Consider the following 21381-nt stretch of genomic DNA (forward strand, 5'->3'; position numbering starts at 1 on the left):
ATGAAACGCTCGTTCCTCGCCGTTGCCCTCGGTCTGGCCCTCGCCACGCCGGCCTTCGCGGCCAACTCGCCGCTGGATCTGGTCGGCCCCATCTCCGACTACAAGATCTACGTCACCGACAACCTGGCCAAGCTCACCGAGCAGACCCAGGCCTTTACCGCCGCGGTCAAGCGCGGCGACCTGGCCACCGCGCGCAAGCTCTATGCGCCGACGCGGGTCTCCTACGAGCAGGTGGAGCCCATCGCCGAGCTGTTCAGCGACCTGGACGCCGCCATCGACTCCCGCGAAGACGACCATGAGCAGGGCGTGAAATCCGAGGACTTCACCGGCTTCCACCGTCTGGAATACGCACTCTTCACCCAGAACACCACCGAAGGCCAGGGTCCCCTCGCCGACAAGCTGCTGGCCGACGTCAAGGACCTGCAGGCCCGCGTCGACGGCCTGACCTTCCCGCCGGAAAAGGTGGTGGGCGGCGCCGCGGCGCTGATGGAGGAAGTGGCGGCGACCAAGGTGTCGGGCGAGGAAGAGCGCTACAGCCACACCGATCTCTACGACTTCCAGGCCAACGTCGATGGCGCCAAGAAGATCGTCGACCTGTTCCGCCCACAGATCGAGAAGCAGGACCAGGCGTTCGTCGCCAAGGTCGACAAGAACTTCGCCACGGTCGACAAGATCCTAGCCAAGTACAAGACCAAGGACGGCGGCTTCGAGACCTACGACAAGGTCAGCGAGCGTGATCGCAAGGCGCTGGTCGGTCCGGTCAACACCCTGGCTGAAGACCTCTCCACCCTGCGCGGCAAGCTGGGCCTCAACTGAGGCCCGCGGTGGGCGGTATCCGGCGCCGCCCACCCGTCTTCCGCTTATCGCCGGAATAGATTTATATATAAAGAAACATCGCTTTTAAGCATATAGACCTGCTGCTATCGTGCACGGCCTAGAAAAGTCGCCAGAGCGCCCCCGGGGTGCCCAAGACTTCGATCACGCGCAGCCGTGCGCGCCGCCTGACAGCAGGATGACCATGTACGTTTACGATAGGTACGATCAGCGGATCGTCGAAGAACGTGTCGCCCAGTTTCGCGACCAGACCCGCCGCTTCCTGGCCGGAGAGCTGGGTGGCGAAGAATACCGCCCGCTGCGCCTGCAGAACGGTCTCTACATCCAGCGCTATGCGCCCATGCTGCGGGTCGCCGTGCCCTATGGCCTGCTGAACACCACCCAGGTGCGCAAGCTGGCGCAGATCGCCCGTGACTACGACAAGGGCTACGCCCACATCAGCACCCGGCAGAACTTCCAGTTCAACTGGCCGGAGCTGGAAGACGTCCCCGAGATCCTCGCCGAGCTGGCCACCGTGCAGATGCACGCCATCCAGACCAGCGGCAACTGCATCCGCAACACCACCACCGACCAGTTCGCCGGCGTCGCCCATGACGAGCTGATCGATCCGCGCCCCTGGTGCGAGATCATCCGCCAGTGGTCGACCTTCCACCCCGAATTCGCCTTCCTGCCGCGCAAGTTCAAGATCGCCGTCAACGGCGCCGCCCTGGACCGCGCCGCCATCGAGGTGCACGACATCGGCCTGGAAGCGGTGCGCAACGAGGCCGGCGAGCTGGGCTTCCGCGTGCTGGTCGGCGGCGGCCAGGGCCGTACCCCCCATACCGGCGAATTCATCCGCGAGTTCCTGCCCTGGCAGCACCTGCTCAGCTACCTGGAAGCCACCCTGCGGGTCTACAACCGCTACGGTCGCCGCGACAACAAGTTCAAGGCCCGGATCAAGATCCTGGTCAAGGCCCTGGGCGCCGAGGCCTTCGCCGAAAAGGTCGAGGCCGAATGGGCCCACCTCAAGGACGGTCCCATCACCCTGACCGAAGCCGAGGTCGCGCGGGTCTCCGCCTTCTTCGTCGATCCGGCCTATGCCGAGCTGCAGGATCAGGACGAGGCCCTTGCCCGCCTGGACGCCGAGCACCCCGGCTTTGCCCGCTGGCGCCAGCGCAACACCTTCCGCCACAAGCGTCCGGGCTATGTCGCCGTGACCCTGTCGCTCAAGCCCACCGGCGTGGCCCCCGGCGACGTCACCGATCGCCAGCTGGACGCCATGGCCGACCTGGCCGATCGCTACAGTTTCGGTGAGCTGCGCACCTCCCACCAGCAGAACGTCATCTTCGCCGACGTCCGCCAGGACCAGTTGCTGGAGCTCTGGCACCAACTGCGCGAGCACGGCTTCGCCACCCCCAACATCGGCCTGCTGACCGACATGATCTGCTGCCCGGGCGGTGATTTCTGCTCCCTGGCCAACGCCAAGTCGATCCCCATCGCCGAAGCCATCCAGCGCCGCTTCGACGACCTGGACTACCTGTTCGACATCGGCGAACTGGACCTCAACATCTCCGGTTGCATGAACGCCTGCGGCCACCACCACGTCGGCCACATCGGCATCCTCGGCGTGGACAAAAAAGGCGAGGAGTTCTACCAGGTGTCCCTGGGCGGCGACGCCGGCCGTGACGCCACCCTGGCCAAGATCCTCGGCCCCTCCTTCGCCCAGGACCAGATGCCCGAGGTGATCGGCAAGCTGATCAACGTCTACGTCGAGCAACGCACCGAAGACGAGCGCTTCATCGACACCTACCGCCGTATCGGTATCGACCCCTTCAAGGAGCGCGTCTATGCAAAGAATCATTAAGGGCGACCAGCTGGTTACCGACAACTGGCACCTGCTGCCCAAGGACGTCGCCCTGGCAGACGTCCCCAACAGCGACGACGTGATCATCCCGGCCGCACTGTGGCTGGAGCACGGCCATGCCCTCACCTGCCGCGACGGCAAACTGGGCATCTGGCTGGACAGCGACGAAGAGCCGGAAAGCATCGCTGGCGACCTCGCGCACTTCGCCCTGATCGCCATCAACTTCCCGGCGTTCGTCGACGGTCGTGGCTACTCCTATGCCCGGCTGCTGCGCGAGCGCTTCGGCTGGAAAGGCGAGTTGCGCGCCATCGGCGATGTGCTGCAGGACCAGCTGTTCTTTCTCAAGCGCTGCGGCTTCGACGCCTACGTGGTCCGTGCCGACCGCGATCCGGAAGCGGCCCTGGCCGGTCTGCGCGACTTCAGCGTGACCTACCAGAGCGCCGTCGACCAACCGGAGCCGCTGTTCCGCCGTCGCCAGGCCTGATCGCGGGCTTGGACGCAAAAAGAAACCCGCCATGGCGGGTTTCTTTTTGCCTGGCCTTCGCTCAACCGAGATCGACCACCACGCGGCCCACCATCTTGCCGGCGAGGATCTGGCTGATGGTATCGGGCAGTTCCTCCAGGCCGACCTCGCGGGTGAGGCTGTCCAAGTCGTCGAGCTTCCACTGCACCGAAAGCTTGTCCCAGAGCGCGGCCTTGGCCATCAGCGGCAACTCGACGGAATCCACGCCCAGCAGATTGACCCCGCGCAGGATGAAGGGAAAGACCCCGGCTTCGAACTTGGTGCCTGCCGTCATGCCGCAGCAGGCCACGCTGCCGCCGTATTCCAGCGACTTGATGACGTTGAAGAGGATGTCGCCGCCGACGGTATCCACCGCGCCGGCCCACTGCTGGTCCAGCAGCGGCTTGCCGACGCCATCGGCCAGGGTCGCACGGTCGAGGATCTGCCGGGCGCCCAAGCGATGCAGCCACTCCGCGCGCTCCAGCTTGGCGGTGGACGCCGCGACGTGATAGCCGAGCCGCGCCAGCAGCTTGACCGCCAGGCTGCCCACGCCGCCACTGGCACCGGTGACCAGCACGGTGCCGGCCTCCGGGGTCAGACCCATCTGTTCGAGCTTCTCGACGCACAGCGCCGCGGTGAGACCCGCGGTGCCCAGCACCATGGCCTCGCGCAGACCGAGATTGTCCGGGCGACGGATCACCCAGGCGGCCGGCACCCGGATGTACTGGCCGAAGCCACCGGGGGTGTTCATGCCGAGGTCATAGCCGGTGACGAGGACTTCGTCGCCCACGGCGAATTCGCCCGCGCTGGATTGCTCCACCACGCCCGCCGCGTCGATCCCCGGGGTATGGGGATAGCGCCGGGTCACGCCGCGGTTGCCGATGGCCGAGAGCGCGTCCTTGTAGTTGAGCGAGGAGTAGCGCACCCGGATCAGCACCTCGCCCGCGGGCAGGTCGTCCAGGGTGCGTGTCACCACCTCTTGCCGGAAAGCACCATGGGCCCCTTCGGTCACCCAGAGCGCCTGAAAATTGCTCATCGCAGAACCTCCGTTGGAGTCTTGTTATGGGGCCGCCAGTCCTATGGACCTCAGCGCCAGCGGGTCGACTCGCCCAGACGCTCCCACCAGGTGGTCACTAGACGATCGACACCGAGGCTCGCCGCCATGCCCAGGCGTTCGGGCAGGGATTTCTTTTCGACGAAGCGCAGCGAAAAGACCTCGACCACCTGGGCCCGTTCGGCCAGGTATTCGTCGCTGGTACGCAGTTCGTCCACCAGCTGCTTGCCCAGCGCGGCCTGGCCCAGCCAGACCTCACCGGTGGCGACCTCGTCGATGTTGAGCTGCGGCCGGTAGTGGGCGACGAAGTTCTTGAACAGGACATGGGTGGTGTCCAGGTCGTGCTGGAATTTCTCCTTGCCCTTCTCGTCGTTCTCGCCGAATACGGTGACGGTGCGCTTGTACTCGCCCGCGGTGAAGACCTCGAAGTCCACGTCGTGCTTCTTCAGCAGGCGATGGACATTGGGCAACTGGGCGACTACGCCGATGGAACCGAGGATGGCGAAGGGCGCGCAAAGGATGCGATCGCCGATGCAGGCCATCATGTAGCCGCCGCTGGCCGCCACCTTGTCGACACAGATGGTCAGGGGGATCCCGGCCTGGCGGATACGCGCCAGCTGCGAGGCGGCCAGGCCATAGCTGTGCACCAGGCCACCGCCGCTTTCCAGCCGCACCACCACCTCGTCCTTGGGCGTCGCCAGGGTCAGGACCGCGGTGATCTCGTTGCGCAGGTGTTCGTTGGCCGTGGCCTTGATGTCGCCATGGAAGTCGAGCACATAGACCCGCGACTTGCCGGTCTCGCTCTTGCGCTTGGTTTTCTCGGCCTTGGTCTCGCGCTTGCGCAGGGCCTTGAAGGCCTCCTTGCCCAGCACGCTCTGCTGCAACCTCAGCCGCAGATCGCGATAGAAGTCGTTGAGCTTCTGCACCTGCAACTGGCCGGCCGAGCTGCGCCGGTTGCGGCCGCGGACAGCGGCGGTGAACAGCAGCACGGCGATGATGGCGACCACCACGGTGACGGTTTTGGCCAGGAAACTGGCATAGTCGGCAAGAAACTCCACGGACTCTCCTAGGATGGCGGCAGCAGTGCCCTGCCCAGCATACCGAGTCGCCCGACCGATAGAAACTCGGCGACTCCCGGGCGGTCTTTTGCACGGGCTGGTCATTCGCAGCGAGCAGGTCGTGCGCCTGCCCAGGGCTTTCAAACAAGCGTATGAATATCCGTTGACAGGCCTCCTGCCGCCCCCTACCCTCGGTCCAGTGCCCTGCCCCTCCGCCTGGAGTGGGCCTCATCGAAAAAGACCACAAGGACCCTCGCCATGAGCGCAGCCGAAGCCATCGCCACCCTGAAGAGCAAGTTCGACCCCTCCGCCGCGGCCGGCCTGGACCTCACCTATCAATTCGACGTCGAGGGTGGTGACAATTACTACGTGGTCGTCAAGGACGGCACCTGCGACGTCCAGCAGGGCGACGCCGCCGACCCGGATTGCACCCTGATCATGGACCAGGCTACCCTGGCCGGTATCGTCAGCGGCGAAACCGACGGCATGCAGGCCTTCATGTCCGGCAAGCTGCGCGTCGAAGGCAACATGATGCTGAGCATGAAGCTGGGCGAACTCTTCCCCAACTAAGCGCCAGTCGTGAAAAAGCCGGGCCATCGCCCGGCTTTTTTGTGCCCGCCGTCAGGGCCGCCGGACGCGTGATGTTGCCATCCCGTGCAGTAGCGTGGAAAACGGCGCAGCCTTTTCCACTGGAGACTTCGCGGCAAAGGCCCCCTCACCCCACCCCTCTCCCGCGGGGCGAGGGGGCTATCCACGCAGGCGTTCAGCTCCATCTGCTCCGGCACATCCGCGATCGGCCGTAGTGCCTCGACCGTTAGCGCGCCCGCAGCCTCGCCAATCTAGAATCTGCGTGGCTTTTTTGTGCCCGGGATCAGGGCCGCCGCGGCGGTGCGGGCGGCGTGAGATTGCCATCCCAGCCACCGCCGAGCGCGGCGATCAGCTGGACGCTGGTGCTGAGGCGACTGCCGAGCAGGGTCAGGTTGGTGCGCTCGTTGCTCAGGGCGGTGGTCTGCAGGGTGACCACGTCGAGATAGCCGATCAGGCCGGCCTGGTACTGGTTCTCGGCCAGTTGCAGGGCGCGGCGCGCGGCATCCAGCGCCTCCTGGCGCACGCCGGCTTCGTCGCCGTAGGTGCGCAGCTGCACCAGATAGTCTTCCACCTCGCGGAAGCCATCCAGCACGGTCTGGCGATAGCCGGCGACGCTGGCGTCGTAGCTGGCCTCGGCGGACTCCACCTGGGCGCGTCTCAGGCCGCCATCGAACAGCGACAGGGCAAAGGACGGCCCGATCGACCAGAAGCGATTCGGCGTGCTGATCAGGCTGCCCCACTGGCTGGCGCTGTAGCCGCCGCTGGCGCTCAGGGTCAGGTCGGGATAGTAGGCGGCTTCGGCGACGCCGATGGCGGCATTGGCGGCCATGACCTGGCGTTCGGCCTGGGCGATGTCCGGACGCCGCTCCAGCAGCGTCGAGGGCACGGCGCTCGGCAGCGGCGGCAACTCGGGAATCGTCTTGACCGCAGCCAGCTGGAAATTGGCCGGAACTTCGCCGACCAGCACCGCGATGGCGTTTTCCAACTGGGCACGCTGATACCTGAGGTCGATGGCGTCGGCCTGGGTGCTCTTCAGCTGGGTGGTGGCCTGGGCCACATCCGCCGGGGTGACGATGCCGGCGCGGTACTGGTTCTGGGTCAGGCGCAGGGATCGCTCGTAGGCGGCTACGGTGGCGTCGAGCAGGCGCTGCTGGGCGTCCAGTACGCGCAGTTGCAGGTAGTTGGTCGCCAGTTGCGTCTGCAGGCTCAGGCGGGTGGCCGCGAGCTCCGCGGCGCTGGCCTGGGCAGAGGCCCGATCCGCCTCCACCTGGCGCCGCACGCGACCCCAAAGATCCAGCTCCCAGCTCACTCCCAGGCTGGCGTCGTAGGCGTTGCTGATGGTGCTGGAGCCACCGCTGCTGAAGGTGCTGCTGGTGCCATTGGAGTTGCGGATGACGGTGTTGCTGCCGGAACCGCCCCCGCGCCCGGAGCGGGTGGCGCCCAGGCTGCTGGACAGGGTCGGGAACAGCGACGCCCGCGCCTGGCTGACCAGGGCCAAGGATTGTCTATAGGTCGCCTCGGCCTGGGCCAGGCTCTGGTTGCGCTGGTTGAGCTGGACCATCAGGCGGTCGAGGGTCGGATCGTCATAGCGCCGCCACCAGTCGCCACGGATCTCCAGATCCTTGGGCGCGGCCGCCTGCCAGCCTTCGGCGTGGCGATAGGCGACCGGCACCGTGGTGGTCGGCCGCTGGTAGTCCGGGCCCAGGGTACAGCCGGCCAGCAGCAGAGCCAGGGTCAGCGTCGGCAGGCGCAGGATTGGGGTCATAGCGGCGTATCCAGGGCAGCGTCGGTACGGATGCCGCGCCAGCGATTGACGCGGCGGCGCAGGCGTTCGAAATAGAGATAGACCACCGGGGTGGTGTATAGGGTGAGGATCTGGCTCAGCACCAGGCCGCCGACGATCACCAGGCCCAGCGGCTGGCGCATCTCGGCGCCCTCGGTATCGCCGATCAGCAGCGGCACGGCGCCGAGGATGGCGGCCATGGTGGTCATGAGGATGGGCCTCAGGCGCAACAGGCAGGCCTGGCGGATGCCTTCCTCGGGCGTCAGGCCCTGCTGGCGTTCCAGCTGCAGCGCCAGGTCCACCATCATGATGGCGTTCTTTTTCACCACCCCGATCAGCAGGAACAGCCCGAGCATGGAGATCAGGCTGAACTGGCCACCGGTGAGCTGGATGGCCAGCAAGGCCCCTACCCCGGCCGACGGCAGCGTCGAGAGGATGGTCAGGGGATGCACGTAGCTCTCGTAGAGCACGCCGAGCACGATGTAGACCAGCACCAGGGCGCCGAGGATCATCAGCGGCTGCCCGGACACGGTGCTGGCGAAGATGTTCGCGGAGCCGCCCAGGCGCCCCTGCACATCGCTGGGCAGGCCGATGGCGGCCACGGCGCGCTGCACCGCCCGGGTCGCCTGTTCCAGGCTGACGTCCGGCGCCAGGTCGAAGTTGATGCTTTCCGAGGCGAACTGGCCGTCGTGGGTGACGCGGTCCTCAGCGAGGCTGTTGGTGTAGTAGGCGAAGGCCGACAGCGGCACCTGGGCGCCGCTGCCGGTGATGACCCGCACCTGCTCGAGGACGGTCGGATCCTGGGCATAGCGCGGATTGATCTCCATGACCACCTTGTACTGGTTGAGCGGCTCGTAGATGGTCGAGATCTGCCGCTGGGCGAAGGAATTGTTGAGTACCGCGGCCACCGTCTCCATGTCCACGCCGAGGCGCTTGGCCTTCTCGCGGTCGATCTGCAGGGTGATCTGCTGGGTGCTGCCCTCGCGGCCGTCCACCGCGGTCAGCTCCGGCAGCGCCTTGAGCGCGGCCAGCACCTTGGGCTGCCAGGTTTCCAGCAGCCCGACGTCGCCGGAAAGCAGGTTGTACTCATAGGACGAGGTGCTCTGCTGGCGCCCGCCGAATCTCAGGTCCTGATCGGCCATGAGGAACAGCTGGGCACCCGGCACCTTGGGCGCATTGGCGCGGATGCGCTCGATGACCTTCTGGGCATCCAGCTGGCGCTCGGCGATGGGCTTGAGGCGAATCAGCATCACCGCGTTGTTCACCCCGCTGCCGGAGCCGGAGCTGCCGACGAAGCCGGAGGCGCTGGCCACCGCCGGATCGGCCAGCAGCGACTTGCGCAGGATCTCGATCTTCGGCTGCATCACCTGGAACGACAGGGCGTTGTCGCCGCGAATGAAACCGATCAACTGGCCGGTGTCCTGCTGCGGCATGAAGGTCTTGGGCACCACTACATAGAGCGCCACGTTGAGCGCTATGGTGGCGAACAGACTGAGCAGGGTCAGGCGTCGATGGCGCAGCGCCCAGCCGAGGCTGCGGTCGTAACCCGCCACCAGGCGACGATGGGCGCGCTCGCTGAAGCGCTGCAGACGGCTTTCGGTGGCCGGATCATGGGGCCTGAGCCAGCGTGCGCAGAGCATGGGCGTCAGCGTCAGGGACACCACCAGCGACACCAGGATGGCCGCCGCCAGGGTCAGGGAGAATTCGCGGAACAGCTTCTCGACGATACCGCCGATGAAGAGGATGGCGACGAAGACCGCCACCAGGGAAACGTTCATCGACAGCAGGGTGAAGCCGACCTCGCGGGTCCCCTGGTAGGCCGCCTTGAGCGGCGCCATGCCGTTGTCGATGTGGCGGGCGATGTTTTCCAGCACCACGATGGCATCGTCCACCACCAGCCCCGCCGCCAGGATCAAGGCCATCAGCGACAGGGTGTTGAGCGAGAAGCCGAGGATATACATGACGGCGAAGGTCCCCACCAGGGAGATGGGTACCGCCAGGGCTGGAATCACCGCGCTGCGCAGCCGACCGAGGAACAGCCAGACCACGCCGATCACCAGGAAGACGGCGATGATCAGGGTCAGCTCGGCCTCGTGCAGGGTCGCCTTGATCACCCCGGATCTGTCCATGGCCACTTCCAGGCGGGCGCTGGCGGGCACGATGGCTTCCAGCGCCGGCAGGCGCGCCTTGAGCGCGGCGATGGTCTCGATGATGTTGGCGTTGGCCTGGCGATTGACCACCAGCAGCACGGCGCTCTGGTCGTTGTAGAAGCCGGCGTTGTAGCGGTCTTCCACGGCGTCGCTGACCTTGGCGACATCGCGCAGGCGCAAGGCCGCGCCATCCTGGTAGCGGATGATCAGGGGCGCGTAGTCGGCCGCCTTGAACAGCTGGTCGTTGGCCTGGATCTGCCAATTGTGCTCGTCATTGGCCACCGCGCCCTTGGGCCGGCGCTGGTTGGCGCTGTTGATGGCGGTGCGGACGTCGTCCAGCGCCAGGCCATAGTGCTCCAGCTGGCGCGGCTCCAGCTCGACGCGTACCGCCGGCAGGGAGCTGCCACCGATCTGCACCTCGCCCACGCCATTGACCTGGGACAGACTCTGCGCCAGCACCGTGGACGCCAGGTCGTACAGCTCGCCCTTGCTCAGCGTCTTGGAGGTCAGGGAGAACACCATGATGGGTGCCTGGGACGGATTGACCTTGCGATAGCGCGGCATCTGGCGCATGCCGCTGGGCAAGAGGTTGCGCGAGGCGTTGATGGCCGCCTGCACCTCGCGGGCGGCGGTGTTGACGTCCTTGTCCAGGTCGAACTGGATGATGATCTGGGTCGAGCCCTGGCTGCTGCGGCTGGTCATGGAGCTGATGCCGGCGATGGTGCCCAGGGAACGCTCCAGCGGCGTGGCGACGCTGGAGGCCATCACCTGGGGACTGGCGCCGGACAGGGTCGCCGAGACCGTGATGGTGGGAAAGTCCATTTGCGGCAGGGGCGCCACCGGCAACAGCCGAAAGGCGATGGCGCCGAGCAGCAGCAGCGCTAGGCTCAGCAGCAGGGTCGCGACCGGCCGGGCGATGAAGGGTGCCGAGAGATTCACCTCAGGCCGTCCTGCGCCGACCCAGGCGCTCGCCCAGGCGGTCGAAGGCCAGGTAGATCACCGGGGTGGTGAAGAGCGTCAGCACCTGGCTGACCAGCAGCCCGCCAACCATCACCAGGCCCAGCGGCTGGCGCAACTCGGCGCCGGCGCCGGTGGCCAGCATCAGCGGCACCGCGCCGAACAGCGCGGCCAGGGTGGTCATGAGGATCGGCCGGAATCTCAGCAGCGCCGCCTGGTAGATGGCCTCCTCCGGCTTCAGCCCCTGGTGCCGTTCGGCGTCGAGGGCGAAGTCGATCATCATGATGGCGTTCTTCTTGACGATGCCGATCAGCAGGATGATGCCGATCACCGCGATCAGACCCAGGTCGTTGCCGGTGAGCAGCAAGGCCAGCAGCGCGCCGATGGCCGCCGAGGGCAGCGTCGAGAGGATGGTCAGGGGATGGATGAAGCTCTCGTAGAGCACCCCCAGGACGATGTACATCACCACCACCGCCGCCAGGATCAGCAGCAGGGTGCTGGACAGCGAGGCCTGGAAGGCCGCCGCCGCGCCCTGGTAATGGGTGTTGATGCCCACCGGCAGGCCGATCTCCTGCTTGGCCGCGTCGATGGCCGCCACCGCGGCGCCGAGGGAAACGCCGTTGGCCAGGTTGAACGACAGGGTCACCGCCGGGAACTGGCTCAGGTGATTGATCACCAGCCGAGTCGGCCGCTGCTCCATCTTCACCAGGCTGGACAGCCGCACCGGGGCGCGACTGGTGTCCGTGGTGGTTTCAGTGGTAGTGGCCGTCCCGGTGCCGCTGCTGCCGCTGGACGAGGTACCACTGCCCGCCTTCACCCAGACCTGGCTGAGGGCGTCCGGTCCCAGGCTGTCGGCGGCGGCGCTGGCCAGCACCACCCGATACTGGTTGGCCTGGGTGTAGATGGTCGAGATCTGCCGCTGACCGAGGGCGTCGTAGAGGGCGTCGGTGATGGCCGAGACTTGGACACCGAGGCGCGCCGCGGCGTCCCGGTCGATGGTCAGGTACAGCTGCAGGCCCTTGTTCTGCAGATCGCTGGTGACATCCGTGACTTCCGGGCGCTGCTGCAGGGCCTGGGTCAGGCGCGGCACCCAGGTGTCGAGCAGCGTGGCATCGGGCGAGTCCAGGCTGAGCTGGTACTGGGTCCGGCTGACCCGGTCCTCGACGCTGAGGTCCTGCACCGGCTGCATGTAGAGGGTGATGCCCACCACCTTGGCGACCTCGGGACGCAGGCGGTCGATCACCTCCTGGGCCGTCACGTCGCGCTCGCTCTGGGGCTTGAGGTTGATCTGCATGCGACCGCTGTTGAGGGTGACGTTGTCGCCGTCGACGCCGATGTAGGAGGACAGACTCGCCACCGCCGGGTCCTGCAGCACCACCTCGGCCAGCGCCTGCTGGCGCTCGCTCATGCCGCGGAAGGAAATCGACTGGGGCGCCTCGGTGATGCCCTGGATGGAGCCGGTATCCTGGGCCGGAAAGAAGCCCTTGGGCACCAGCAGATAGAGCACCGCGGTGAGCACGAAGGTGGCCACCGCCAGCAGCAGCATCAGCGCCCGGTTGGCCAGGGACCAGCGCAGCGCGCGACCGTAGCCGGCGATCAGCCGCTCCAGCCAGACCAGTCGATGTTCCGCGGCCTCCTCACGCTTGAGCAGCCGGGCGCACATCATCGGCGTGAGCGTCAGCGAGATCACCAGGGAGATGAGGATGGCCACCGCCAGGGTGATGGCGAATTCGCGGAACAGCCGGCCGACCACGTCCTGCATGAACAGCAGCGGGATGAGCACGGCGATCAGCGAGACGGTCAGGGACACCAGGGTGAAGCCGATCTGGCGGGCGCCCTTGAGCGCCGCTTCCATGGGCGTGGCGCCCTCTTCCAGATGCCGGGAGATGTTTTCCAGCATGACGATGGCGTCGTCGACGACGAACCCGGTGGCGATGGTCAGGGCCATCAGCGACAGGTTGTTCAGCGAGAAACCGGCCAGGTACATGGCGCCGAAGGTACCGATCAGCGACAGGGGCACCGTGACCGAGGGGATCAGGGTGGCGCTGAAGCGGCGGAGGAAGACGAAGGTGACCATGACCACCAGCCCCACCGCCAGCAGCATCTCGTGCTGGACGTCGGTGACCGCGGCACGGATGGTCTCGGTGCGGTCACTGAGCACGGCGATGTCGAGACCGGCCGGCAGGCTTTCCCTGAGGCTGGGCAAGAGCGCCTGGATGCGGTCGACGGTCTGGATGACGTTGGCGCCGGGCTGGCGCTGGACATTGACCAGGATGGCGCCGCTGCGATTGGCCCAGGCGGCCAGGCGGTCGTTTTCCGCGCCCTGGGCGATGGTGGCGACATCCCCCAGGCGCAGGGCGCCGTTGTCGGCGTAGTTGAGGATCAGGTCACCGTAGGCCTTGGGGTCGCGCAACTGGTCGTTGGCGTCCAGGGTGGCCACCCGGGTGGGACCGTCGAAGCTGCCCTTGGGCTGGTTGGTGTTCTCGCTGGTGACCAGGCTGCGCACGTCGGCCAGGGTCAGGTTGTGGGCGGCGAGCTTGTCCGGATCGACCTGGATGCGCACGGCCGGGCGCTGGCCGCCGGCCAGGCTGACCATCCCCACCCCGCTCACCTGGGCCAGCTTCTGCGCCATGCGGGTATCGACCAGGTCGTAGAGCGTGGGCAGCGGCAACGTCCTGGAGCTGATCGCCAGGGTGACGATGGGCGTATCGGCCGGATTGACCTTGTTGTACACCGGCGGCGCCGGCAAGTCGTTGGGCAAGAGGTTGTTGGCCGCGTTGATCGCCGCCTGGACCTCCTGCTCGGCGACCGACAGGTCCAGCTCGAGATTGAATCTGAGGGTGATGACCGAGGCCCCGCCGGAGCTGGTGGAGGCCATCTGCGACAGGCCCGGCATCTGCCCGAACTGGCGCTCCAGCGGCGCGGTGACGGCGCTGGTCATGACATCGGGACTGGCGCCCGGATAGAGGGTGAGCACACGGATGGTGGGATAGTCCACCTGCGGCAGGGCCGCGACCGGCAGCAGGCGATAGGCCAGCAGACCGGCGATGAGCAACGCCACCATCAACAGGGTGGTGGCGACCGGGCGCAGGATGAAGGGGCGCGAGATATCCATCGCGGCCGGTCAGCCCTGGGTCTTGCCGGGCTTGCGTACCGCCGGCTTGGCCGGTTCGCTGGGCGCCGCCGAGGCCCCGGTGACCACCTCCACCTCGTTGCCCTCGCGCAGGCGATCGGTGCCTTCGGTCACCACCCGGTCACCGGCGGCCAGGCCCTCGGTGACCACGGTCAGGCTGCCGTCATCCGGCCCCAGCTTGAGGCTGCGCACCTGGATCTTGTTGTCGGCCCCGACCACGTAGGCGAAGGTGCCATTGGAGCCGAACTGGATGGAGGCCGAAGGCACCACCAGGGCCTGCTCCAGCACCTGTTCGCGCACCCGCACGGTCACGAACTGGTTGGGGAACAGCGCCTCGTCACCGTTGGCGAAACGGGCGCGAAACTTGAGGGTGCCGGTGGCGGTGTCGATCTGGTTGTCGAAGCTCTGCAGGGTGCCGTCGGCGACCTTGCGCGAACCGCCGCGATCCCAGGCTTCGACCGGCAGGGTCTGGCCGGCGCGGGCACGCTTGAGCAATTCGCCCAGCTGGCTTTCCGGCAGGGTGAAGACCACCGAGATCGGCTGGGTCTGGGTGATCACGGCCACCACGGTGCTGTCGTTGGCGGACAGCAGGTTGCCGCCGTCCAGCTGGCGCAGGCCGACGCGCCCGGCGATGGGCGCCTTGATCTGGGTGAAGGCCAGATTCAGCTTGGCATCGGCCACCGCCGCCTGGCTGTTCTTGAGGGTGCCGCGGTACTGGTTGACCAGGGCTTCCTGGGTATCCAGGGTCTGCTTGGCGATGCTGTCTTCGCGGAACAGCCCCTGGTAGCGCTTGAGATCCAGCTCGGCGTTGCGCAGCTGCGCCTGGTTCTGCTGCAGGGTGCCCTCGGCCTGCTGCAGGGCCACCTCATAGGGGCGTGGATCTATGCTGGCCAGCAACTCGCCGGCCTTGACCTTCTGGCCTTCCTCGAAGGCCACCCGCACCAGTTCGCCGGCGACCCGGGTGCGGACATTGACGGTATTGAGCGCGGTCACCGTGCCGATGGACTTGCGCACGATGGGAAAGCTGCGCTGCTCCACCGCCACCACCCGTACCGGCGTGGGGCCGGTCATGCCGAAGGGCGAACGCGCGCCCTTGCCGGCAGCGGCCTCGTTCTTCTGGCCGTGCTGGTGATACCAATACCAGCCACCCGCGGCCACCAGCGCCACGAGGACGAGCAGCCAGACCAGTCGGCGACGGGAGGAAGAGCGAGGCGAAGAGTCGGACATCGGAAGATACGTACACGCTGGGAAAGGCGGAAGATAAGCAGTAGCGAGACGGCTAACCAGCCCCTTTACCGCGTTTTTACCTAAAGCAAAACGGGCAGACACAAAAGGCGCCTGCCCGTCTCGAAACGCCCACCGCGCGGGGCGGTGGGTTGGCGCCGATCAGCCGAGAACGGCGAGTGCGGCCGCGTAGTCCGGCTCCTGGCCGATCTCGGGTACCAGCTCGCTGTGCAGCACCTTGTCCTGCTCGTCCAGCACCACCACGGCGCGGGCGGCCAGGCCCTGCAGCGGACCGCTGGCCAGGGCGACGCCATAGTTCTGCAGGAATTCGGCACCGCGCAGGGTGGAGAGGTTCACCACCTTTTCCAGACCTTCCGCACCGCAGAAACGCTTCTGGGCGAACGGCAGGTCGGCGGAGATGCACAGCACCACGGTGTTATCCAGCTTGTCGACTTCGCTGTTGAACTTGCGCACCGAGGCGGCGCAGGTCGGGGTATCGACGCTGGGGAAGATGTTGAGCACCTTGCGCTTGCCGGCGAGGCTGGCCAGGGTGATGTCCTGCAGATCGCCATTGACCAGGCTGAAGGCCGGGGCCTGCTGGCCAGGCTGCGGCAGGTTGCCCTGCACCTCGACCGGGTTGCCACGCAAATTGACGGTTGCCATGAACTGCTCCTTTTCTCATGAGACGGGACAGGGAGTAAACACGTTTTCCGCGGCCGATCAAAGCGTTACGCACCCCTGTTTCAAAAATCGCGGCGATAGAAAAAATCCAGGGAGTTGGCCAGACCGCTGGCGATCTCGAGATAGAGCCGGCGGGTGAGCTGGTAACGCAGGGCGACGGTGTTGGCCGAATCGAACACCCCTACCCCATAGCGCACCGACAGTCTGTCGGTCAGGTTACCCGAGGCCACCACGCTGGTCTTGTCGCCTGAACCGGCGGTATCCAGCTGGAAATTCTGGATGCCCAGCCGCTGCGCCAGGGCGCCGGCAGTGCCGGAGCTGCCGGCCAGGCCGAGGGCCAGCGCCGCCTGCCCGAGCACGTTGTTGTCCCCTTCGCTGCCGCTGGAAAGCGGGCGCCCCAGCACCAGGTAGGCCAGCGCCTGCTCCTGGCTCATGCTCGGCTCGGAGAACACCTCGATGCGCGGTTGCTGGGCGAAGCCCGAAAGCCGCAGGCCGGCGGTGACATTCTGCTCCTGCACCACCCGCACGGCTTCCACATCGATATAGGGCTGGGCGATGGGGCCCTGGAAGAACAGCCGGGCGCGTCTCATGGTGAGGCGCTGCCCATAGGCGTTGTAGCGGCCGTTGCGCAGGTTCAGCTCGCCGCGGGTATCGAGGTTGTCGCCGATGTGCACCTTGCCGACGATTTCGGCGGACAGGCCGAAGGCGTCGAAGGTGAGCTTGTCGGACCCGACCAGCACATCGACGTCCATGGCGATCTGCATCGCCTGCTGCCTGGCCGGCGCCTCCTGGCCGACGATGACGGCATCGTCCGACACCTTGACCGTGGACGGCGGCAGCTGCTGCACCTGGATGCGCCCGCGGGGGACCCGCACCTCGCCGGCCAGGGCCAGGCGGCCGTCCTTCATCAGGATCTTGAGATCGGGCGCCACTTCCAGCTGCGCATAGGGCTCGACGTTGACCGGCAGCTTGTCGCCGGTGACCGCCACATTGACGTCCAGGCCGTTGGCCCAGCCGACGCTGCCCCGGATCTGGCCGCGCCCCTGGGTGCCGCTGCGCCAGCCGCCGTCGAGCAGCGCGGTGTCGCCCTGGATGCGGGCGTTCAGGCCAAGGTCCTGCAGGCGCGTCGGCACGCTGCCGCCGCCGATGTCGCCGCCACTGAGCTGGATCTGGCCGTTGACCCGCGGTTGCAGCAGGGTCCCACCCAGCTCGCCGGCACCGTTGATCTTGCCTTCGAGGTGTTCGATGCCTTCGACGAAGGCCTTGCCGAGGGCCAGATTCAGGCCCTGCAACTGGAAGCGACCGGCCAGCGCCTGGTTCGGATCGCGGGGATCCAGCCGCGCCTGGATATCCAGCCGGCCGAGGTCGGCACTGGTCAGGCGCACCTGGGTGTCCACCTGCTGCGGCTTCAGGACGCTGGTGACGTCCAGGCTGTCGTAGCCGAAGGTCTGCCACTGGCCCGCCGCGTCACGCAGCTTGAGGCTGCCACGGCCGGCCTGGAGACGGATCTCGCCATCGGGTCCGGCCTTGGGCAGGCGCAGGTCGACGTCGCCATCGAGGGTGCCCTGCCAGGCCAGTTCCGGGGGCAGCAGCGGTTGCAGACTGGCGAGCGGGAAGGCGCGCAGGTGCCAGGCGAGACGGGTGTCGGGCAGCAGCTGTTGATCGTCGCCACAGAGACTGGCCGCGCCGGACCGCCAGCAGTGCCGGCCCAGCTCCAGGCGCCCGTTGGCCAGGCGCTCGATGCGCGCGGGGCTTTGCAGGGTCCAGTTCTGGCCGCTGGCGGCAACCGAGCCGCGGGCCAGCTGGCCCTTCCAGTCACCGTTGTCGGCCAGGGTGCCGCCGGCTGCGAGCCCCAGGTTGAGCTGTGGCCCGTTGAGCGACAGCTCGGCCTGCTGCTGGCGGCGATCGCCCTGCCCCTGCAGGCGCAGGACGCCGAAATCGCGCCCGGCCGCCTGCAGGCTCTGGGCGGTCAGCTCCAACTTGCCGCGCTGGCGATCGTCCAGAGTGGCCGCCAGCCCCAGGCTGCCCATGCGGTTGTCGGCATAGGCGAGCTGGCGCCCGTCGAGGCGCAGCTGGCCAGCCGGCGCCTTGAGGGTGCCGGCCAGATCCAGGCGGCCCTGGGCGCTGCCGGACAGATCGGGCCAGAGCTGCCCGAGGCGCCGCAGATCCAGTTGCAGCTGGCCCTGCAGCCGTTGATCGAGGGCGCCCTGCCCCTGGATGCGGTTGTCACCCAGGCGGATGTCCAGCTGCGAGACCTGCCATTGCTCGCCGGCACCCTTGGCCTTGGCGGTCAGTACGGCCGGCTGGTTGCGCAGCCGTCCCTTGAGGTCCAGATCGGCATCCAGCTGCAGGCGGCCATCCTTGAAGGCACCGGAACTGCGCAGCGGACCGGCCAGGCTGCCGGGCAGCTGGGCGACCCAGAAGGCCGGATCCAGGCGACTCAGGTCGAGGGCCACCTGCCAGCTCACGCCCTCGGCGAAGCCCAGGTTGACCTTGCCCTGCGCCCGCCCCTGGCCGGCCTGGAGATCCAGCGAGGGTAGATTGAGCTGGGTGGTATCCCCACTGAAGGGGGTGGCCAGGGTGAAGGCACCGGCCGGACCGGTGGCCGCAGCCTTGAGATTGCCTAGGTAGGCGCCATCCCTATAAGCCACTTCACCCTGCAGACGCTGCAGGCTCACCGGGGGCTCCGCCATGGGATACAGCCGGCGCCAGGGGAAATCGCGCCAATCCAGGGTGGCGTCGGCGGCGAGCCCCTGCTGCCAGTCTATCTGGCCGGCCAGCGCCACGCGCTGCTCGGGCGCGGCCTGGAGGCGCAAGGCCGCGATACGCGCGCCCTTGGCATCGACGCGGCCTTCCAGATTCAGGTCCACCGGACCGCCCTCGCCCGGCAGTTTCGCCTGGCCGACCAGGGCGTAGCCCGCAGCCAGATCGCCGCGCGCGGTCAGCTTGAGGTCGTTCAGCCGCAGGGTATCGGGCAGGCTGGCGGCCGCCTTGAAGCCATCGGCCACCAGTTGCAGATCGGCCGGGACGTTGTCCGCCAGCGGCTGCACCGTGCCGGTCAGGCGGCCGGGCAGATAGCCGCTGCTGTCCGCCTCCAGCTGCAAGGTCTTCTGCAATTCGCCGTCCAGCTTGAGCGCCAGCGACCAGGGCGCGGCCTCCGGCGCCGGCAGGCCGAGGGTGCCCTGCAATTGCAGCGGCCAGGCGCCGCTCGGCTGCAACCGGCCGTGGGTATCCAGGGTGATGCCGTGAGCCATGCCGGCCAGGCGCTCGATGGCTATCCCGTCAGCCTGCCAGCGGGCCTGGAGTTCCAGGTCGCGGGCCTGCTCGGCGCCGTTGTAAAGGACCTCGCCGATCCGTACCTCACCCAGTTGCACCCCCAACGGCAAGCCGAGGCTGGGTAACTGGATGGGTCCGCTCTTTTCCGGCACCGGCTCCGGACTGGGCGCCTGCTCGATGGCGATGCGCGTGGCAGCCAGGGTATCGATGCACAGCTGCAGCCTGAGCAGGCAGCCGGGTCGCCAGGCGAATTCGGGGGCCTCGACCGTTACCCGGGTGGCGCCCCCCTCCCAGACCAGCTGCCGGGCCTGCCACTGGCCACCCAGGCGCCCCTGGAACTCGGTCAGGGTCAGACCCGGGATCCGTTCCAGCACCAGACGGCTGACGCCGGCGTTGCCCAGCACCAGGGCCAGCAGCAGGATCAGGGCGCCCAGCAGGGCCGCCAGTACGCCAAGGATGACACCGCCTACCGACTTCACAGCTCAGGTCCTATGGAAAAGTGCAGGCGGATACCGCCGGGTTCATCGAGGCCGTGCGCCAGGTCGACGCGGATCGGGCCGACCGGCGAGACCCAGCGCACGCCCACGCCGACGCTGGTCTTGAGTTCGTAGTTGTTGAGGTCGTTGAAGGCGCTGCCTTGGTCGATGAAGGTGGCCAGCCGCCATTTGTCGCGCAGGGGATACTGGTATTCGACCCCGCCGGCGACTAGGTAGCGACCGCCCACGTAGTCGCCTTCGTCGTTTTCCGGCGACAGGGTCTGGTAGTCGTAGCCGCGAACGCTCTGGTCACCGCCGGCGAAGAAGCGCAGCGATGGCGGGACCTTGTTGTAGCCATTGGTGAAGTTGCCGCCCAGCTGCAGGCGTCCGAGGAAGCGGTGCCCATCGCCCACCGTGATCAGGCCACGGGCCAGCGCCGTGGTGTGGATCATGTTGGCATCCGAGAGCAACCCCTCCTTCGCCGCCGAGACGCCGAATTGGAGGCGGTAGCCGCGATTGGGGTCGATGCGGTTGTCGCTGCGCAGCAGGGAGAAATCCACCCCCGGCATCACCAGGTTGGAGGTGCCCTCGTCATTGCCCAGTCGATAGCTTTCGTTGCGCCACTTGAGCGAGAGCACCCGCTCCCAGCCGTTGGGAAACTTGCGATGCCACTCGGGACCCACGGTCAGCAACTGGCTTAGGGAGTCGTCGTTGGCGATCTGCTCGTACTGGTAGCCGCCGGCGAAGCGGAACTTGTCGTTGATCGGGTCCTGCCCGGGGATGTCGTACCAGGTGGCGATGCTCTGGCGCGGCGCCGACAACTCGGCCTCGGCACCGAGGCTGTGGCCCTGGGGATTGAGCCAGTGATTTTCCCAGGTGAATCTCAGCCGCGGGCCGACATCGGTGGAGTAGCCGGGGCCGAAACCGAAGGTGCGCGGCTTGCGCGTGCGCAGGGTGACCGTCACCGGCACCTCGGCCGCGCCTTCCTGCTTGGGATAGGTATCGAGCCGCGCCCCATCGAAGAAGCCGCTGGCCAGTAGATTGCTCTGAAAATCGGCGATCAGCTCGGAATCGTAGGGCGTGCCCTGGGCGAAGGGCACCATGCGCTGGAGCAGATCGGGATCGAAGGGCGCATCCCCTTCGAAGGACACCTTGCCGAGAACGAAACGCGGCCCGCTGTCGAACACCAGGGCGATGTCGGCAAAGCCGGTGGCGGGATCGATCCGCAGCTGGTGCTGGGTAAAGGTGCCGCGAAAGAAACCATACCGCTGCGCCTGATTCTGGATCAGGCTCTTGGCGTCTTCGTAGAGGCCCTGGTTCAGCGGCTGGCCCGCCTTGAGTCCGGCCGGTATCGGCTGGCGAAAGGCGCGCAACTCGCGCGCCGGGCCTTCGATACGGATATCCACGTTACGCAGCCTCACCGGCTCGCCGGGCCGTACCTCGACCACCAGCCGTGGCGTCTCGCCCGGCTCGACGCGGGTCTCGATCTGCGCGTGGTAGTAGCCAAGCGCCTGGGCCGCCTGCTCGGCTTGCCGCTCCGTCGCCGGCCGCAGGCGTTGCAGCCCGGCGACATCGCGTCCTTCGACGGAGCCGATATAGGCCTGGATGTTGTCCCGCAAGGCGTTATTGGCAGGCTGGACGCGAACGCTGACTTCCGCAGGTGCCGCCCAGGCCACCCCGTGCAGACAACAAATTCCAATCAGGGCGCGGCGTAGAGCGTTCGGCTTATTCATACGGAGATGCTAACGGGCGTTGCGCTGTGAGACAGACGGGAGTGCCCAGGGTTCGCCCGCTCGCCGCTTCGGCGACAGGCTTTCTGCTA

The 21381-nt window shown here is 67.2% G+C and carries 13 protein-coding genes; 4 read left to right on the forward strand and 9 right to left on the reverse strand.

Features of this window, described 5'->3' with window-relative positions; translation table 11 throughout:
* From efeO to EC839_RS03355, 3 genes are all read left to right on the forward strand, one after another.
* The gene (gene efeO / locus EC839_RS03345; protein ID WP_007158409.1) at nt 1–816 is read left to right on the forward strand and encodes an iron uptake system protein EfeO; all 816 of its coding nucleotides are present in this window, start codon (nt 1–3) and stop codon (nt 814–816) included.
* Between the two features lie 202 nt (nt 817–1018).
* The gene (locus EC839_RS03350) at nt 1019–2677 is read left to right on the forward strand and encodes a nitrite/sulfite reductase (RefSeq protein ID WP_007158410.1); all 1659 of its coding nucleotides are present in this window, start codon (nt 1019–1021) and stop codon (nt 2675–2677) included.
* A complete protein-coding gene (locus EC839_RS03355) occupies nt 2661–3161 on the forward strand; it encodes a DUF934 domain-containing protein (RefSeq protein WP_007158411.1) in 501 nt (166 codons plus the stop codon). The genes EC839_RS03350 and EC839_RS03355 overlap by 17 nt, the downstream gene beginning before the upstream one ends.
* Nucleotides 3162–3222: 61 nt before the next feature.
* Here the strand turns inward: EC839_RS03355 and EC839_RS03360 are convergent, their stop codons facing one another.
* Nucleotides 3223–4215, reverse strand: a complete 993-nt coding sequence (locus EC839_RS03360) for a YhdH/YhfP family quinone oxidoreductase (RefSeq protein ID WP_007158412.1) — start codon at nt 4213–4215, stop codon at nt 3223–3225.
* Nucleotides 4216–4265: 50 nt separating this feature from the next.
* A complete protein-coding gene (gene sohB / locus EC839_RS03365) occupies nt 4266–5291 on the reverse strand; it encodes a protease SohB (protein ID WP_007158413.1) in 1026 nt (341 codons plus the stop codon).
* A gap of 258 nt (nt 5292–5549) precedes the next feature.
* On the opposite strand from sohB, the gene EC839_RS03370 reads away from it, so the two are divergent.
* On the forward strand, nt 5550–5861 hold the full coding sequence (locus EC839_RS03370; RefSeq protein WP_007158414.1) for an SCP2 sterol-binding domain-containing protein: 312 nt from the start codon (nt 5550–5552) through the stop codon (nt 5859–5861).
* Nucleotides 5862–6162: 301 nt separating this feature from the next.
* On the opposite strand, the gene EC839_RS03375 is transcribed toward EC839_RS03370, so the two are convergent.
* The 7 genes from EC839_RS03375 to EC839_RS03405 all read right to left on the reverse strand — a co-directional run bounded on the left by EC839_RS03375 (nt 6163) and on the right by EC839_RS03405 (nt 21292).
* Nucleotides 6163–7644 (reverse strand): efflux transporter outer membrane subunit, encoded by a 1482-nt coding sequence (locus EC839_RS03375; RefSeq protein WP_007158415.1) that lies wholly within the window; start codon nt 7642–7644, stop codon nt 6163–6165.
* Nucleotides 7641–10751, reverse strand: coding sequence for an efflux RND transporter permease subunit (locus EC839_RS03380; RefSeq protein ID WP_007158416.1), 3111 nt, complete (start codon nt 10749–10751; stop codon nt 7641–7643). The genes EC839_RS03375 and EC839_RS03380 overlap by 4 nt, the downstream gene beginning before the upstream one ends.
* Before the next feature lies 1 nt (nt 10752).
* Nucleotides 10753–13884, reverse strand: coding sequence for a multidrug efflux RND transporter permease subunit (locus tag EC839_RS03385; protein WP_007158417.1), 3132 nt, complete (start codon nt 13882–13884; stop codon nt 10753–10755).
* Between the two features lie 9 nt (nt 13885–13893).
* Complete coding sequence (locus EC839_RS03390) at nt 13894–15129, reverse strand: MdtA/MuxA family multidrug efflux RND transporter periplasmic adaptor subunit (RefSeq protein ID WP_007158418.1); 1236 nt, start codon at nt 15127–15129, stop codon at nt 13894–13896.
* 159 nt (nt 15130–15288) lie between these two features.
* A complete protein-coding gene (gene tpx / locus EC839_RS03395) occupies nt 15289–15789 on the reverse strand; it encodes a thiol peroxidase (RefSeq protein ID WP_007158419.1) in 501 nt (166 codons plus the stop codon).
* 80 nt (nt 15790–15869) lie between these two features.
* Nucleotides 15870–19562, reverse strand: coding sequence for a translocation/assembly module TamB domain-containing protein (locus EC839_RS03400; protein WP_007158420.1), 3693 nt, complete (start codon nt 19560–19562; stop codon nt 15870–15872).
* A complete protein-coding gene (locus tag EC839_RS03405) occupies nt 19559–21292 on the reverse strand; it encodes an autotransporter assembly complex family protein (RefSeq protein ID WP_219860009.1) in 1734 nt (577 codons plus the stop codon). The genes EC839_RS03400 and EC839_RS03405 overlap by 4 nt, the downstream gene beginning before the upstream one ends.
* Nucleotides 21293–21381: the final 89 nt, after the last annotated feature.

This window comes from Pseudomonas sp. JUb52 (assembly GCF_004341115.1).
GTDB lineage: Bacteria > Pseudomonadota > Gammaproteobacteria > Pseudomonadales > Pseudomonadaceae > Chryseomonas > Chryseomonas oryzihabitans.

What these genes read in the sequence shown, in the direction of transcription:
- EC839_RS03350 (WP_007158410.1), top strand. Translation starts at nt 1,019, where the DNA reads ATGTACGTTTACGATAGGTACGATCAGCGGATCGTCGAAGAACGTGTC.
- EC839_RS03385 (WP_007158417.1), bottom strand. Translation starts at nt 13,884, where the DNA reads ATGGATATCTCGCGCCCCTTCATCCTGCGCCCGGTCGCCACCACCCTG.
- EC839_RS03390 (WP_007158418.1), bottom strand. Translation starts at nt 15,129, where the DNA reads ATGTCCGACTCTTCGCCTCGCTCTTCCTCCCGTCGCCGACTGGTCTGG.
- EC839_RS03360 (WP_007158412.1), bottom strand. Translation starts at nt 4,215, where the DNA reads ATGAGCAATTTTCAGGCGCTCTGGGTGACCGAAGGGGCCCATGGTGCT.
- EC839_RS03355 (WP_007158411.1), top strand. Translation starts at nt 2,661, where the DNA reads ATGCAAAGAATCATTAAGGGCGACCAGCTGGTTACCGACAACTGGCAC.
- efeO (WP_007158409.1), top strand. Translation starts at nt 1, where the DNA reads ATGAAACGCTCGTTCCTCGCCGTTGCCCTCGGTCTGGCCCTCGCCACG.
- EC839_RS03375 (WP_007158415.1), bottom strand. Translation starts at nt 7,644, where the DNA reads ATGACCCCAATCCTGCGCCTGCCGACGCTGACCCTGGCTCTGCTGCTG.
- tpx (WP_007158419.1), bottom strand. Translation starts at nt 15,789, where the DNA reads ATGGCAACCGTCAATTTGCGTGGCAACCCGGTCGAGGTGCAGGGCAAC.
- EC839_RS03370 (WP_007158414.1), top strand. Translation starts at nt 5,550, where the DNA reads ATGAGCGCAGCCGAAGCCATCGCCACCCTGAAGAGCAAGTTCGACCCC.
- EC839_RS03405 (WP_219860009.1), bottom strand. Translation starts at nt 21,292, where the DNA reads ATGAATAAGCCGAACGCTCTACGCCGCGCCCTGATTGGAATTTGTTGT.